Origin of the sequence: Paenibacillus sp. 32O-W, assembly GCF_007679495.1 — a bacterium.
Classification (GTDB): Bacteria; Bacillota; Bacilli; order Paenibacillales; family NBRC-103111; genus Paenibacillus_L; species Paenibacillus_L residui.
This window is the reverse complement of record NZ_VEGP01000020.1, coordinates 40,331-56,958: the sequence shown is the minus strand read 5'-3', so window position 1 is coordinate 56,958 and position 16,628 is coordinate 40,331. Positions and strand designations below refer to the sequence as shown.

General features: G+C 53.4%; 9 protein-coding genes. 6 read left to right on the top strand and 3 right to left on the bottom strand.

The features are described 5' to 3' along the window. Positions 1–93 precede the first annotated feature (93 nt). Together FS806_RS10365 and FS806_RS10360 are read left to right on the top strand one after the other, a co-directional pair. Positions 94–894 carry a class I SAM-dependent methyltransferase gene (locus FS806_RS10365; protein WP_144935502.1) on the top strand — a complete coding sequence of 267 codons (801 nt, stop codon included), beginning with the start codon at positions 94–96 and terminating at the stop codon, positions 892–894. Between the two features lie 279 nt (positions 895–1,173). Beyond that, positions 1,174–3,204 carry a S9 family peptidase gene (locus tag FS806_RS10360; protein ID WP_144935499.1) on the top strand — a complete coding sequence of 677 codons (2,031 nt, stop codon included), beginning with the start codon at positions 1,174–1,176 and terminating at the stop codon, positions 3,202–3,204. A 528-nt stretch (positions 3,205–3,732) separates the two neighbouring features. Here FS806_RS10360 and FS806_RS10355 read toward each other — a convergent pair. Then, a complete protein-coding gene (locus FS806_RS10355; protein WP_144935496.1) occupies positions 3,733–7,065 on the bottom strand; it encodes a DEAD/DEAH box helicase in 3,333 nt (1,110 codons plus the stop codon). A gap of 170 nt (positions 7,066–7,235) precedes the next feature. Then, complete coding sequence (locus FS806_RS10350; RefSeq protein WP_144935493.1) at positions 7,236–8,561, bottom strand: hemolysin family protein; 1,326 nt, start codon at positions 8,559–8,561, stop codon at positions 7,236–7,238. A gap of 241 nt (positions 8,562–8,802) precedes the next feature. On the opposite strand from FS806_RS10350, the gene FS806_RS10345 reads away from it, so the two are divergent. Continuing rightward, positions 8,803–9,579, top strand: a complete 777-nt coding sequence (locus tag FS806_RS10345; protein WP_144935490.1) for a DUF1836 domain-containing protein — start codon at positions 8,803–8,805, stop codon at positions 9,577–9,579. A gap of 116 nt (positions 9,580–9,695) precedes the next feature. Further along, the gene (locus FS806_RS10340; RefSeq protein WP_144935487.1) at positions 9,696–10,013 is read left to right on the top strand and encodes a hypothetical protein; all 318 of its coding nucleotides are present in this window, start codon (positions 9,696–9,698) and stop codon (positions 10,011–10,013) included. Between the two features lie 238 nt (positions 10,014–10,251). Here FS806_RS10340 and FS806_RS10335 read toward each other — a convergent pair whose 3' ends face one another. Next, positions 10,252–10,836 carry an LOG family protein gene (locus tag FS806_RS10335; RefSeq protein WP_144935484.1) on the bottom strand — a complete coding sequence of 195 codons (585 nt, stop codon included), beginning with the start codon at positions 10,834–10,836 and terminating at the stop codon, positions 10,252–10,254. Between the two features lie 105 nt (positions 10,837–10,941). Here FS806_RS10335 and FS806_RS10330 point away from each other — a divergent pair, with 105 nt between their 5' ends. Both FS806_RS10330 and FS806_RS10325 read left to right on the top strand, forming a co-directional pair. Beyond that, on the top strand, positions 10,942–11,292 hold the full coding sequence (locus tag FS806_RS10330; protein WP_144935481.1) for a MazG nucleotide pyrophosphohydrolase domain-containing protein: 351 nt from the start codon (positions 10,942–10,944) through the stop codon (positions 11,290–11,292). Between the two features lie 455 nt (positions 11,293–11,747). After that, on the top strand, positions 11,748–16,424 hold the full coding sequence (locus tag FS806_RS10325; protein WP_186328311.1) for an Ig-like domain-containing protein: 4,677 nt from the start codon (positions 11,748–11,750) through the stop codon (positions 16,422–16,424). Positions 16,425–16,628 lie beyond the last annotated feature (204 nt).

Below are 16,628 nucleotides of genomic sequence, written 5' to 3'. Positions count from 1 at the left end.
GGGGCACGGGGCGTATGTCGGGCCGTATGACGCGACCGGTAACATGCAGATTCGAATTTTGAGATTCGGTAGCATTATTTGGGAGGGGAGTCAATGACTGACTGGAAAGAATGGGTCTCGGACAGTCAAAAGCGCTGGGAAGAAAATGCCTCCTACTGGGATGAACGTATGGGGGAAGAGAGTAATTCCTTTTACAGAGACCTGATCAGGCCGCATACCGAAAGACTCCTTGGGGTGCAGGCAGGACAGCGGGTTGTAGAGGTTGCCTGCGGGAACGGCAATTTCGCCCGGAGGCTTACCGATTTGGGGGTGAAGGTGGTTGCTTTCGATTATAGCGAGACGATGATTGAACGGGCCCAAATCCGGTCGGCCGATTACGGTGACCGAATCGATTACCGGGTGATGGACGGGACGGACCTGGATTCTCTTCTGTCTCTCGGGGTCCAATCCTTCGATGCTGCCGTGGCGAACATGGCTATAATGGATATGGCCGAAATGACCCCGCTGATGCAAGGACTGTATGAGCTGCTGAAGCCCGGAGGAGTTTTCGTTTTCTCGGTGCTGCACCCCTGTTTCCAAACACCCGGTGCCCGAAAGGTTGTAGAGGAGGAGGAAGATGCAACGGGGATCATTACTCGGCGGGGCGTCCTAATATCCAAATATATCCAACCGGAGACCTATGAAGGCCTCTCACTCCGTAATCAACCGATTCCCACACGGTATTTTCACAGGCCGCTTTCGGAATTGGTGACCTTGGGGCTGGAGCAGAAGTTCGTCCTGGATGGAATGGCCGAGCCGGTATTTCGGCGGGATGACGGAGGCCGAGGGTCGGTGTGGGAGGAGATCTCTCCTGTTCTGATTGTTCGCTTTCGGAAGCTTCTTTCCGGTCAGTGAAAGAGGGCAAAGGGCTTGTTTGGTTAAGCCGGTTAATGGGTTAACAGACTGTTTGCCGACACTCGGTAAATTCGTTTGAGGTGATATCGAGATGGTGATCCATTGGGGAAGCATGGCCACCTTTGCATTTTAACGGTCATATATTGTCGGCAGCGATCTTCATCGTTATCTTGTTAAAAAAATAGGGGCAGCCCTGGAATCTTTTTTCGGACCATAGTCTAAGCTTTTTGATAAAATATGGAAAAAGGGGGCAATTGTGAAAAGAGGAGAGTGAGCGCTATGGGGAGCAAACGAAAGGTGACTGCGGAAGATCTATATAGTTTCCGCTGGGTCAGTGATCCGGCCGTATGTCCGGTGAGCCGTTCCATTGCTTATGTGTGTCAATCGGTGAGCGACGACAGGGAGAACTACCGGTCTCATATCCGACTTCTTACTATCGACGGAGCGGAGGACCGCTCGTTTACCAACGGGGGACCGCTGGCCCCTGAAGGGCAGGATACGGCTCCGGTCTGGTCTCCGGACGGGAATCGGCTCGCCTTCCTGCGCAAATCCGATCAAGGAAGGCAGATCTGGATCATTCCCCGTGAAGGAGGGGAGGCAAGGCAGATCACGCGCTTGCCGCGCGGTGTCAACTCTTTTGCCTGGTCTCCCGACGGCACGCATTTGCTGTTTACGGCGAAGGTGGCCGCAGATCCGGAGCTGGATGAGCTTACGCCGGAGGAAGAGAATAAGCGCTGGGCAAGCCGGGTCCGGGTCGTCACCCGGTCGAAGCCGAAAGCTGACGGCGCCGGGCTATGGGATCATCGGAGAAGCCATCTGTTTGTGCTCGACCTGGAGACGGAGCAGACTCGTCAAATCACCGATGGAGATTATGATGTTCATGAGCCCGTATGGTCGCCGGACGGTCGGCAGATAGCGTTCCTGGCGAAAATAGCGAAGGACCCGTCAGAGGACATCGACCTGCAGCTTATGAACGATCTGTTCCTCATCGACCGTGACGGAGGCGAACCCCGCCGGCTGACGGATACGAGCTGGGCGATCAGCCAGGCAAGCTTCTCTCCCGACGGGAAGCTCATAGCCTTCTTCGGCCACGACCGGGCATATGAAGGCGCGACGCAGACCGCGCTGTATACGATCTCCGCAGAAGGCGGGGCCGCAGCCTGCCTGACCGAGGGCTTCGATGTGTTGCTGGGCAATGCCGCTATCAGCGATATGAGGTCGCATTTGCGGACGCCTCCCCCGCTGTTCAGCGCGGACGGCCGCTCCATCTACGCGCTGGTTTCCATTGCGGGCAGCGTGCAGGTCTGCCAGTTCCCTCTGGACGGCGGCGGGAAGCCCGAGGCACTGACGGAGGGAGCCAGGGAAGTTTATCAATTTGCGATAACGAAGGACGAACGGTATCTGGTGATCGCAGTGACCGATCCGTTACTGCCGGGAGATTTATACCGGGTGGATCTGCACACCGGGGAGGAGGTCCGGCTGACCGCAGCCAACGACGCTTTCCTGGAGCAGATCGAGTGGAGCTCGCCGGAAGCCTTCGAATTCAAGGCTTCGGATGGCGTCACCGTTCATGGCTGGGTCATGCGTCCCGCCGGTTTCGAGGCGGGGAGACGGTATCCCGCCATTCTGGAAATCCATGGCGGCCCGCATGCCATGTACTCTCATTCTTTCTTCCATGAGTTCCAACTGCTGGCTGCACAGGGGTATGCCGTCCTGTATACCAACCCCAGAGGCAGCTTCGGCTACGGACAGACGTTCGTGAACGGCTGCCGCGGAGATTATGGGGGGCGGGATTATCAGGACTTAATGGAAGCGGTCGATTATGCAGCAGACCATTTCGATTTCATCGATAAGGAGAGACTCGGCATAACGGGGGGCAGCTACGGAGGCTTCATGACGAATTGGGCGGTAGGCCATACGGACCGCTTCCGGGCGGCCGTCACCCAACGGTCGATCTCGAACTGGCTGTCCTTCTACGGGGTAAGCGATATCGGCTATTTCTTTACCGAAGGGGAAATCATGGGAAATCCGTGGGAGGACACGGAGAAGCTGTGGAAGCATTCCCCGCTCGCTTATGTGAGCAATATCCGGACCCCGCTCCTGATTCTTCACGGGGAGCAGGATTTGCGCTGCCCGATTGAGCAGGCTGAGCAGCTCTATATGGCGTTGAAGCGTTCCGGCAAAGAGACCGAGCTCGTGCGCTTTCCGGGCGCAAGCCATGAGCTGTCGCGAAGTGGGAATCCCGGGCTGCGCGTTGAACGGCTGAACCGGATCGTGGAATGGTTTGAACGGCATATCAGCAAAGGATAAAGCTTACATAACTTTCTTATATATTTTTAAAAAAAGCTCCTGACGGAGACCTGAGGGAAAGCCAACGTCGCATCCGGGTCGGTGAAGACATCGCAAAGACGAGCAAAAATACATTAAAATCGTGACTATTTCCAATAAAAAGGTGAAAGACGCTCAAATGTGCAGGTCTTTTTCACAAAATGGGGCCATTTCGCAAAAATCGCTCCAAAGACGTGCATTATTGCTCTAGAATAGGGCATTGCGTGGCTTTTTCTCCGAAAAGACGTGCACTATCGCTCTAGAATCAGGTACTTCAAGGCTTTTCTCCGAAAAGACGTGCACTATCGCTCTAGAATCAGGTACTTCAAGGCTTTTCCCGAAAAGACCTACATTATTGCTCTAGAATAGGGCATTGCGTGGCTATTTCTAAAAAAGACGTGCACTATCGCTCTAGAATAGGGCACTCCGCGTTTTTTTCCAGAAACGACAAACGACGGACGATTCAACTCTCAACGTCCGTCGTTTGTCGTTTCCCATCAATGGTAGGGTTCAGCCTATCATCAAAATTTCCCGGATGTCCTGCTCCGTCAAGGAGGACAGAGCTTCCTGGCCGGGCTGAATGACTTCATCGATCAGATGCTTCTTCTTCTGCTGCAGCTCGTACATTTTGTCCTCTACTGTGCCCTGGGCGACGAGGCGGATAACCTGCACCACCTTCTTCTGCCCGATGCGGTGCGCACGGTCGGCGGCCTGCTCCTCTACGGCGGGGTTCCACCACAGATCATAGAGGATGACGGTGTCCGCCCCGGTCAGGTTCAATCCGGTGCCGCCCGCTTTTAAGGAGATGAGGAACAAGTCCTTCTCCCCTTCGTTAAACCGGCTGCACAGCTCAACCCGCTCGGAAGCGGGAGTTTTGCCGTCCAGGTAGAAGAAAGGCACTCCCCGGCTCCCCAGTTCCTGACCGATCAGAGCGAGCATTTCGGTAAATTGGGAGAAGATCAGCATTCGCCTTCCCGCACTCCGGCAATCCTCCACAATGTCCATCAACTGCTCGAATTTGGCCGAGCTTCCGCCGTAGCCTTCGACAAACAAGGCGGGATGGCAGCATAACTGGCGAAGCCGGGTCAAGCCGGCCAAAATTTTGAGCCGATTCTTCCGGAGATCGTCCTCGTTCAGATGCTTCAACGTCTCCTGCTGCAGTTTGGCCAGATAGGCCAAATACAGCTTCTTCTGCTCCGGCAGCAGCTCGGAGGCCTGCAGCGACTCGATCTTATCCGGCAGCTCCTTGAGCACATCGGCCTTCAACCGGCGCAGCAGAAACGGCCGTGTCCGCCTGGCTACCACTTCCCTGGACAGCTCGTTGAAGGCCTTGCGGCCAGGGAACAGCCCGGGGAAGACCGCTTCGAAGATCGACCACAGCTCCTCCAGCCTGTTCTCGACCGGGGTGCCGGTGAGAGCAAAGCGATACCGGGCCTGAAGCTGCCTCACCGCCTGCGCCGTCTGGGTGGCATGGTTCTTGAAGGCCTGGGCCTCGTCCAGGATGAGGGTGTGGAACGAATGGCCGGCATATTCCCCGATATCCCTGCGAAGCAGAGGATAGGAGGTGATGATGACGTCCAATTGGGCCGCCTGCATCACTATATCGCTGCGATCCGCCTGGCTCCCGTCGGCAATGGCCGCCCGTATCTCCGGCGCGAACTTCTTCAGCTCATTCTGCCAATTATAGACGAGGGAAGCCGGGGAGACGATAAGCGCCGGCTGCTTCCTGTCCCTGATCTCGGGCAGCATAGAGACGAGGAAGGCGATGCTTTGCAGCGTTTTGCCCAGTCCCATATCGTCTGCCAGAATGCCGCCGAACCGGTAATGCGCCAGCGTTCGCATCCATTGGAATCCATACTTCTGGTAATCCCGCAGGACCGGGGCGAGACTGTCGGGAACCGGGAATTCCAGTTGGTCCGGATTGCGCATATTGTCCAGAAGCTGGCGGAAGGCTCTGCCCAGCTTGACGGCATTTCCGGAACGATCGGAGTCGATCAGCGAGAGCCCGCGGACGACCGGAACGCGGATTGTCGCTTCCTTCCGCTCTCCCTTGCGAATGCCCACTTCCCCTATGAAGCGGCTGATTTCCTGGAACTCCGCAGTTTCCAGCGGCATTAACGCTCCGTTCGGGAGCCGGTAATATTTGCGCTTCTCCTCGAGAGATTTCAGCAATTGGCCGATCTCCGACTCCGGAATCCCCGCGATATCGAAGCGGAATTCCAGCCAATCCGTCCGTTCATCCACATCCACCGTCACTTTCGGGGAGGCATGTCCGGTGAACAGCCGTACCTTGACGGCTGTGGTGGCATACACCTCGGCCAACTCCTCCAACCGGGGAACGACATGGTATAGAAATTCATATTCCGCTTCTTCATCATCCAGGAAATATCCGCCTTCCGTCCTGGCGAAGTCGCTCTGCTCCATCAGCTCCAGAATGCGCCGTTCCCGTTCGCCGTCACGTATGAGAATCCGATCGGAGCTGTGTTTCCGGCCATCTCCTTCCAAGGGATGGATCACTATATTTCCATAGTGAAACTCCAGGCCGGCGAGCAGCCGGTCCTTCACCCGGTCCAGATACAGCTTGGCCTTGAGCGGGGCTTGGACAATACGGTCGGAGACGGCTTGCGCGATGCGGACACTGCCGAGCTTCATCAAGCTGGGGACGACCTTCTCCATCAACGGTTCCATTTGCTCGGACGGGATTCGAATTTCTTGCCTGCGGTAAGCCTCAAGCATCTGTTTCAGCTCCGCAAGACGTCTGCAAGACTCCGCCGGCAGCTTCTGCAGCTTGCCTGCGGTGAGGATCATTCCGTACGGTTCCAGGATGATCATTTCATCCAGGCCCCGAATCTCCAGATGATAACCTTCCTCCTGCGCCTGACCGAACTCAAAATGAAGAGGAAGGGGCTCATCGGATAAGCCGATTCCTTCGTAGGTTTCCATTCCTTGCTGGAGCTGCAGCGCCGGAGCTTTGGCCAGCAGGGGAAGAAGGGTTTCCCAAGCGAGGGGAGGAATCATAAGAAGCCGGTCTTTGTCCTTGCCTCCATATGAAAAGGAGTAGGCATTCGCGGATTCGAGATAAATCGTTTCGTTACGCGTGATCTGAATCAACTGCTGAATGATGGCGTCGTCTTCCGGCAGAAAGCGGTGGACCTGCGGGTCGTATGTGAACAGCCTGGAGAATTCTTGGGCTTCTCCCCGGTCGATTCGCTCCAGAAACATCTTGATTTTCTGCACGATATACGGCCGCTGGATGCCTACCTTCATTTCTATGGCGAACAAGCTCTTCCGGAAGCCATAAGAAACCGGCTTGCAAATGAATTGAACATTAAGCGGCTCCCTGCTGTCAAACATCGTTCTGGTCCCGCTGGGACGGGTGGGCGTATCGCCAAAAAGCTTCAACAGGCCGCGTGTCAATTGAAGATCCCCTGCCGAGCTTCCCGATGGCATGCCGGCAGCAGCAGAAAATCGCGGGGACAGCATCCCGGTGTCCTCCGGCGAAGAATCCGCCAGATGCAGCAGGGAGGGAAATATGCGCTCCGGCGCTTGTCCGGAATACTCCTTCTCCTGGATGGAAAACAGCACGGCGGCAATATGCTTGCAGTAGTTGTCATAGGAATGAAACGCGGGACAGGTGCATTCCGCATCCACATCCCCGTTCCCGTCCACTTCAACGGAAACCTCGTAATGTTTGCTTCCTGTGACCACAGCTTCGTATATGGATGCTTCGGAATCGTATCGGGTGAAGGTTACTCTCTTACCGCGATGGTAAGCCGCCCCTCTATCATAAGAGGTCCGGCCGCACAGCAGCTTGATAATCCGATCTGTCAATTGAAAACTCATTGCTAAATTCCATCCTTTGTATTTATAAGAGTGAGACCTATGCGAATGTTGTATCTTCTAATAATACCAAAGTCGCCTGCTCTTAACATAACAAAAAAAGGCCCCCTGTTCTTCATTGGAAGAAGAGGGAAAGCCCGGAAATCCAAATGCCGTTATGCTCCATCCGCCGATTAATCCTGCTCCGTTATTTCTTCCTTATCGGGAGACTCCTCCGGATGCTTAATAATTTCCACCTTGCGAATCCGGTGCTTTTCCTTTTCCCGGATAATGAAGGTTAAATTGTGATATCTCCACTCCTCGCCCTTTTTTAACTCTGTATTCTGCCCGTAGAGCCAGCCGCCGATCGTGTCCAGATTTTCGGTTTCGATCTCTGTATTTAGCAGGTCATTAATATGAGTAATCGTCACTTTGCCGTCCACGATCAGATGATGGTCATCGATTCTTTCGATCTCCGTCTTTTCATCCGCATCGAACTCGTCACGAATGTCTCCGACAATCTCTTCCAGAATATCTTCAATCGTAATCATCCCGGACGTTCCGCCGTATTCATCGGCCAGAACTGCCATATGAGCCCGTTCCTTCTGCATCTTCTTGAGCAGATGCTTGATCGGCATCGCTTCGGAAACGGTAATGACCGGCTGAAGCATATCCTCCAGCGCCAGGTCGGGCTGGTCATCGCGGGACAGGAAGAAGCGCTTGGTATTGATCATTCCCACGATATAGTCCTTGTTCTCTTTCATGACGGGAAAACGGGTATACTGCTCTTCTTTAATGATGCGAAGATTTTCCTCCAGCGGTTTATCCAGACTCAAGCAAACCATATCCGTGCGGGGGACCATAATTTCCTTGGCCAGCAGATCGTCGAAAGCAAAAATCCGCTCTACATATCCGTACTCGGTTTTATTAATTTTTCCGCCTTCATAGCTTTCCGTCAGAATAATCCGCAGCTCTTCCTCAGAGTGAGCTTCTTCGTGCTCTTTGGCCGGCTTCATGCCGAACAAGCGGACAATGCCGTTGGCCGATCCGTTCAGCAGCCAGATGAAGGGATACATGATTTTATAGAAGAAAATAATGGGACGGGCAGTCACCAGACTGATCCACTCGGCTTTCTGGATAGCGACGGTCTTGGGGGCCAATTCGCCGAGCACCACGTGCAAATAAGTAACCGAGATAAAGGCGATAATGAACGAGACGAAGGAAACAGCCTCACCCGGCCAATTCAACGGAGCGAGCAGAGGATCCAGCAGCCGTTCGACCGTCGGTTCCCCAAGCCAGCCGAGGCCGAGGGCCGTAATCGTAATCCCGAGCTGGCAGGCGGAGAGATAGCCGTCCAGATTTTGAATGACTTTCTTGACGGCGAGGGCGTTCTTGCGTTTTTCCTGCACCATTTGATCAACCAGACTGGGGCGGATTTTGACGATGGCAAATTCGGTAGCGACGAAGAAGGCCGTTGCGATAATAAGAATAGCAACCAAAACTAAGTTAAAAGCGATCATTTCCATCTCCTGAGTTCATTTTTTGTGAGCTTTCCAAATACAAGTTCTTATGAACCTATAATATGAACTTTCCCGGCAATTTGCAAAGCTCATTTTGGTTCATATTGTGCCGAATAGGACAGAATGCTTGCATTAAACTTATGTACTGAGCCCGCACTTTTATTTTCTAGCGCTTTGACATTCTTTTCGACAGGTCTTATTATAAGTTCGTATGAACTTGAAATGTGAGGGGGAGAACACAATGCAGATGTTTCAATTAACCCGCAAGCAGATGGCGGGTCTCTTGCTCTCGCTGGCCGGCCAAATCGATAAAACCCCTCTGGCTGTACTGCGGGAAGCGTGGTCCAGAGCCCATCAAATCGACATTAGGGACGGTAAATCGCTGGGGGCGTTTATGTCGACCTCACTGCCTCCGATTTTTGAGAAAATGATTAAAATGAAACAAAGAGGAGAAGGCTTCTCCCTTACGGATATTGTTGCCATGGGGAATCAGATTGAATACACTCATTTCTCCGTTACTTCCGTGCAGAATTGGGTGAAACGCGACTTTAAAGACTGGATCGGCTCTCCCCGGCTCGGAAAGAAGTATTCGATCGACCAAACCGCTATTCTGTTTATTATCGAAGATTTAAAGGCTGCTCTCGATTTTGAATCGATCCGCAAGCTGCTGGCCCTGGTATTCAACGACCCGCATAGCGAGGCCGATGATTTGATCCGCCCCCTGCAGCTTTACTCCGCTTATTCTTCCATATTCGAAGATTTGGACGCCAACAACGATCAGGTGCTGGATCTGTCCGGGCATGAGAGCGGGATGCGGAACCAGGATCATATGCTGGAAAATCTGATCAAGCATAGAGCGGATCAATTCGCCTCGACACTGACGGGATTGAAAGAAGAGCAGCGGGAGGCGGTCAGTCATATGATCTTTATAGCGACGATTTCCGTGCAAACCTCCTATTTTCAGTCTTTGGCCAGAAGGTACTGGAATGCGGCTGTCTTTCTGCAGAATTTGAACTGAACGGGATCAAACCATGCGGCGGCCCGAAGACGGGAAGCCCTCGACGGTTAACTGCGATGGTCTATTGGAAAGGAAGGGATAGGTCGAATATGTTGAAGAGGCTGAGGTGGATTCCAGTGCTGCTTCTTTCGGCGATGGCTTTAAGCGGATGTGCATTTCAATCTCAAAGTATGGAGCGGCCGATCGAAATGGTGGCCTATAACAGTTTGACGGAGGAGGAAGAACAGCTCATTCCCGTGAGCCCGAAGGATTCGGTAGTGGAGAAAGTGACGGTTAATGAAGACTTGGCTACCTTGTTGGGCAGCAGCTATTCCGGTAAAGAAGTGTACTCCGTTACTTTTAATCATACGGAGACTCCTTCCGCCGGAAATTTCGTCGTATATGTCGATTTGGACAAAAAAACGGTGATCGGCAAAGGATTCAGTGATAAGTAGAGTAGCAGCGACGAACAATAGTAGGACATAGACTTTCTTTGTATTGTATGGTGAAAAAACCGGCTGCCATAATCGCGGAGGCCGGTTTGTTTTTTGTATTCTTTAGAGTGGCAGTGAGGGGTTATCAAGAAATTCATTGATCTTGTGGATCATGCTCAGCGTGATCTGATGATTCATTTTTGAAACTCAATCAGTTGGACAGGTTTATTCTGAGTTGAAATCATAATGCCCGGAAGCCTTAAGCCGGGGGCAGCTCACTCCACTTGTTCACACCTTCAGGCGGCTCATAGGAGGCCAAGTGGTCCAGAAGAATATCCGGGTCCTCTTCCACAATCAGAAGCCGGGATTGGGCAGCGGGAATAAAGCCGGCTTTGACGCCGTTGTCGACCATATCTACCAGAGGCTGATAATAACCTTTAATATTCAACAGTCCAAGCGGCTTGCTGTGAATGCCGAGCTGCCCCCAGCTTACGACCTCGAATACTTCCTCCAAGGTGCCGTAGCCCCCCGGCAGAGCGATGAAAGCATCGGACAATTCCATCATCTTGGCCTTCCGCTCATGCATTCCGTTAACTTCATATAGCTGGGTCAAGCCGGTATGGACCACCTCTCCGCGGAACAGGCCCTTTGGCATGACACCGATGGCTCCTCCCCCTTGATTCAGCACCGAATTGGCGATTCGTCCCATCAAACCGACCGAGGAACCGCCATACACGAGTTCCAAGCCTTTCTCCGCCAGCTTGACGCCCAACTGAACGGCGGCTTGCTCGTAAGCCGGGTCATTCCCCGGGTTGGAACCGGCATAGACGCATACTCTTTTCATAAGTTTCCCTCCAAATATACTATATCTTGTATCTATATTGTCAGTGACATACAATATGTTAGTATAAACTTTTTCATATGACAAGGAAATGACAAGGAGAACGATATGGAGCTAGAGGAATTCCAGAGATGGGTGCGGCAGTTTTACAGGCAGAGGGGCTGGTCCGAATACGGTCCATTTATCCGGGTCGGCTTTCTGATGGAGGAGACGGGGGAGGTCGCCAGAGCGGTTCGCGCCTTGGAAATAGGAAGGGACCGTCCGGACGAAACGGACCGGCCTTTGCCGGAGCTGGAGCAGGAGCTTGTGGAGGAACTGGGAGACGTGCTGGGCAATATCATTCTGCTCGCCAACCTGTACGACGTTTCCCTGGAGGAGATTGCGTCGGCCCATCAAGCCAAGCTGATGAAGCGCTATTCGGAGGGGGAGGGTACGGCCGTACCGCATAAGGAAGCATAGAACAATGCGGCTATGAGATTATGGGAGGCTGTCGAATAAAGGTGTACAACCAAAGATCATGCGAAAACCTACACGGTTTGGTTATAACGGACCCCAGAGACCTTAATTGCTCCACAAGGTCCTTTCGGAAATTTTAACGGAACCAGATGACCTTATTCCCAAGAAATGCAGGCGAAAGTATGAGGATTTCAATGAAATAAGCGCAACGGTGTCCGTTAGTCTAAAAAAATCGCCTATTTTGACGAAATAGGGTCTCCCAGGTCCGTTATGTTTTCGCTGTTGGACTTTTCACTAGTACAACATCCTGTTGTACACCTTTCCCACAATGAATCGACAGCCTCTATGGGATAGATAAATCTTAAATGTGGATAGGCTATCTTGAATATGTATAGTTATCAACGGATATACAATCATTTACTATGGAGTCGACTACCTAAATAAAGGAGATGGTATGTTTGATTCCAAGGAAATGGTTTTCCGGAACGGCAGTTTTGCTAACGCTTACATTGCTGGTGGGAACCCTGTTTGCCGGATGGGGACAGTTAGTTTATGCGGAATCCCCGGAGCCGGACAATTTATTGCAGAATGGAGGGTATGAGGTAGAGAGCGGCGGGATCCCCGCAGGTTGGACGCCTTATCGCTTCAGTGGAAACCCGGAGTTTACAGTGGACGATACGATAGCGAAGGAGGGTAACCGATCGTTCCGAATACATGCCGCAGAGCCCAGCCGGGCCAGTTTATATCAAAATGTCCTTATTCCGGACGAATTGAAAGGACGTCATTTTAAATTTTCGCAATGGATCAAAACGGAAAACGTGACAGGCAGCGGGGCATTCAACCGGATGTTTCTCATTAATCAGAACGGAGGGCGCACAGGCGACCTGATTGAACTGAAGAAGGTTCAGGGAACGGCGGATTGGATTCAAATCGAAGGAACCATTTTCGTTCCCAAGGATAGTGCTGTGGCCGGCATCAAAATTGAAAATTTCCTGGAAACCGGCACCGGGACAGCATGGTTTGACGGTGCCCTGCTGATCGGGGTGGAATCCGGGCCGATCGGTGAGGAGATGGTGATGAACGGCGATTTCGAGAAAAGGGATGATAAGGGCGGCTTCATTAATTGGTCTAATTGGATAGCCAGCGGTTCTCCTTCCATTCAGGCAGATAATGAAGTTTATCATTCCGGGCAAACTTCGCTCAGAATCTCCGCGGAACAGCCGTCCAGAGCGGCGGTCGTTCAGAGTGTGCCTTTGAAGCCCGAGCATATCGGACGAGCCGTAAAGCTGCAGCTCTGGATAAAGACAGAAGAAGCGACCGGCGGCGGAGTGACGAGGCTGCAATTTACCGATTCCGGTGGGAAAAGGGTGGGCGATCTCGTCTATTTGGATACGCTGCGGGGAACGAACGATTGGACCTTGCTGGAACGCGTCGTTCAAATCCCGGACAACGCTGCTGTTTCCGCCGTGAAAATCGAGAATTTTCTGGAGACGGGCACCGGCAAGGTTTGGTTTGACGACATTCGTATGGTGCCTTGGCACTCTGTGGAGGGAATCCGTTTGGATCAAGAGCAGGTTTCGCTTCAAATAGGGCAATCGGTCACCGTGAATGTTTACTTGACTCCTCCTAATGCTTCTAATCCCGCCGTGGAATGGAACAGCTCCAATTCCGACGTGGCATCTGTGGAGGAGGGAGTGGTCACGGCGCACTCCGAAGGGATTGCCGTCATTAAAGCAGTAACCGCAGACGGGGGGCATACCGCTTCTTGTGTAGTTCTGGTCGGGAATCAGAGGGGGATTGCGGTGCCCGATTACTCGGCAGATATTAATGAGAACGAATACGCAAGCGGCCGCATAGAGGGCGTATCGGAACAGGAGCTTCCGCTTGTCTATTGGAAGGCGATGGACGCCGGACTAGGTGTGGTCCATGTCCAGGCCGACGGCCGATGGTCTTATTATCCGAACGATTCCTTCACGGGTACCGACAGCTTCTTGGTGGCCGTAGAGGATGGCAGGGGTTCCTTTGCCGTTTCCAAGGTGACGCTCCTTGTGCATCCGGTCAACCATGCGCCGATTCTGGAGGAAGGTATTCAGCCTACGGATAAGAACACACCTGTCTCCGGGCAGATAGCGGCGTCCGATCCGGACGGAGACCCGCTGGTCTTCACGGTGGAGCAGCAGCCGCAGCACGGCCGGTTATCGATGGAGGAGAGCGGAAAATGGACGTATACCCCGAATGCGGAATACGTCGGTGCCGATTCCTTCACGGTAACGGCCTCCGACCCGCATGGCGGAACCGGCCGGACGATCGTCCGTCTGTACACGGCCCCGACGGCAGAGGAGATCATAGCGGAGATCAAGGCAAACAATCCGGGCAACCGGCATCCGAGGCTGTTGGCTGAAGCGAGCGACTTCGAACGGATTCGGAATCTGGTATCCTCGGATGATAGGGCGGCTTCCTGGTTTGAAGGGGTGCGGGAGGAAGCCGACAGCATATTGCCCCAGCCCCCGGCCGAGTATCGGAAGCCGGACGGTTTGAGGCTGGATTCTACGGCTGCGAAGCGTGTGGCTACCTTGGCCTTCGTTTACCAGATCACACAGGATTCCAAATATGCGGACAGAGCCTGGGCGGAATTGGAGTATGCTGCCTCCGATGCCTATCCGGATTGGAGTCCGCAGCATTTCCTCGACACCGCGACGATGACGCACGGAATTGCACTCGGATATGATTGGCTGTACAGCTATTTGAACGAGGAGCAGCGGGAGACGGTGCGCCAGGCAATCGTCAACAAGGGATTGAAGCCCGCCGTTCCGATGTACATCGACAAAACGTACTGGTGGGTCTATAACCGTGACAATTGGAACTTCGTCTCCAATGGCGGAATGGCCTTGGGCGCCCTTGCCATTGCCGACGAAGAGGAACAATTGGCCGGCCTGATTCTCCGCGAAGCTTTCAAGTCGATTCAATACGGGCTTACCCAGTATGCCCCTGACGGCTCGGCCATCGAAGGCCCTGCCTATTGGGAGTACGGTACGATTTCCCTAGTCTATTTCCTGTCCGCTCTGGAGACAACGGTCGGGCATGATTACGGGTTCACCGAACGGGACGGCCTGTTCGAAACCCCCGAGTTTCCGATCTATATAGCCGGGTCAACGGGAGGATTTAATTATTCCGATAATAGTGCGGGATTGGTTCCCGGGCGACTGCTGCTCTGGTTTGCCAACCGGTTTGACAAGCCGGAATATACGGGCTATCACCGGTTCGCCACAGAGAATAACGTGGCTGCCGGAATGTATGATCTGTTATGGTATCGCCCGGAAATATACGGGGCGGCCGAGCCTGCCTACCTGGACCGTTACTTCGGGCGTCCCAAGGCCGTCACGATGCGGAGCTCCTGGAATGACCGGTACGGCTTGTTCGTCGGCTTCAAGGGAGGAGTGAACGGCGCTCCGCATGGCGACCTGGATACCGGATCGTTCGTCTTCGATGCGTATGGAGTCCGTTGGGCCGAAGACTTCGGCAGTGAAGACTATAATGTTCCCGGTTATTGGGACAACGGGGTTAACGGCGCCCGATGGAATTATTACCGCAAGCGTGCGGAAGGCCATAACACGTTGGTGATCCAGCCGTCCGCCAGAGCGGATCAGAGGGAAGCGGCCGTTTCCGAAATCGTCCGCAGCGAATTCAACCGCCTGCAAGGCGCATTTGCGATAACGGATATGACGCCCGCTTATCGGGATCAGGCCGTGTCCGTCCGCAGAGGCACGGCGCTTCTGGATCATCGGAGGCAGTTCCTCGTTCAGGATGAAGTGGAGAACAAGGTGCCTTCCGAACTGTATTGGTTCATGCATACGCGGGCGAATATCGATATAGACGACATGGGAACCTCGGCCGTGTTGAGTTATGGCGACAAGCGTCTGCTGGTCAAAATCTTGTCCCCGGGAGAGGCGAAGTTCAGCGTCATGCCGGCTGAGCCCTTGCCTACCTCTCCGAATCCTTCCGGCCAGAATCCGAATATCGGGATCCGCAAGCTGGCCATCCATATGGAGGAGGTATTGAACACGACTATCAGCGTCTGGATGGTGCCTCTTATGCCGGGAGAGCCCCTGCCGCAGCAAGCGCCGGCGGTTGTTCCGCTCGATCAATGGCAGGTCATGGAAGGGGAGTTGGCCGAGGCAGGCGGAATAACGGTTGATGGTCAGCCGTTGGCCCGTTTCAAATCCAAGAAATATGTATATGAAATGGAACTGCCGGCGGATCAGGAGAAGCCCCCTGTTGTCAATGCCGTTCCATCTGTGGACGGGCATCAGGTTCATGTCCGGCAGGCGGAGCAAATTCCGGGTATGGCTCGCATAACCGTTACCGACCCTTCCGGTGTACGAAACGAGGGAGTCTATTATATCTACTTTACGAGCCAGGTCCAGTACGGGATTCCTGCTGACCGTCCTTCCTGGCCGGTAGCTTCGGTCGCCGCAAGCGAAGACGATGGCAACGTGCCGGAGAATACGATAGACGGCAATCTGGAGACGCGTTGGTCGGCCTCGGGCAAGCAATGGATAAGCTATGATCTGGGAGAGATCCGCGAAGTGACGGCCGTCAGCTTGGCCTGGTACAACGGCGATACCAGAACCAGCTTTTTCAACATTGAGGTTTCCGCAGACGGGGAGCAGTGGACGAAAGTATTCGACGGCTCCAGCTCAGGCAGAACCAAGGATCACGAGGTATATCCTATTGCTCCGGTGAATGCCCGTTATGTCCGGGTCAATGGATTCGGCAACAATCAGAATATGTGGAACAGCATTACCGAGACAGGGATTTACGGTCCTGCCTATGAGCTGGAACGGGTTGTCCTCTCCATCGACCAGGAGGAAATCAAGCGGAAAGACCGCGTTCCGCTGGAAATCCAAGGCTATCTCAATTCCTTCGAGCCTATCGATCTGGCGGGGGCGGAAATCCGTTACTTCACCACAGATTACAAGATAGCGAGGGTAGAAGACGGAATGGTCGTCACACAGAAGACGGGAACGGCGGAGATATGGGCCGAGGTTACTCTGAACGGCAAGAAGGTTACTTCCGAGCGATTGCAAATTCAAGTCGTCAAGAAAAACGGCAACGGTCCGAAGAACGGTGATTAACCGTTATAAAGACTCCGAGGCAAGGGGCTGTCCCAAAAAACGTCACATAAAACGGGAACATCCCCTTGGATATAGATTTCCGAATCGGTATAAGTCCCGTTATTCGGCGAACGAGACTCTGGGTATACTGTTCGATCCAAACAATTGATGCCATCCAGTTTATGGTATATACTATAGGGGTTCCGCCGAAACGCGCCCGTCCTT

Bases quoted from the DNA above. Each gene is read 5' to 3' on its own strand.
- FS806_RS10355 (WP_144935496.1), bottom strand. From the start codon at position 7,065: ATGAGTTTTCAATTGACAGATCGGATTATCAAGCTGCTGTGCGGCCGG.
- FS806_RS10345 (WP_144935490.1), top strand. From the start codon at position 8,803: ATGCAGATGTTTCAATTAACCCGCAAGCAGATGGCGGGTCTCTTGCTC.
- FS806_RS10335 (WP_144935484.1), bottom strand. From the start codon at position 10,836: ATGAAAAGAGTATGCGTCTATGCCGGTTCCAACCCGGGGAATGACCCG.
- FS806_RS10350 (WP_144935493.1), bottom strand. From the start codon at position 8,561: ATGATCGCTTTTAACTTAGTTTTGGTTGCTATTCTTATTATCGCAACG.
- FS806_RS10330 (WP_144935481.1), top strand. From the start codon at position 10,942: ATGGAGCTAGAGGAATTCCAGAGATGGGTGCGGCAGTTTTACAGGCAG.
- FS806_RS10360 (WP_144935499.1), top strand. From the start codon at position 1,174: ATGGGGAGCAAACGAAAGGTGACTGCGGAAGATCTATATAGTTTCCGC.
- FS806_RS10365 (WP_144935502.1), top strand. From the start codon at position 94: ATGACTGACTGGAAAGAATGGGTCTCGGACAGTCAAAAGCGCTGGGAA.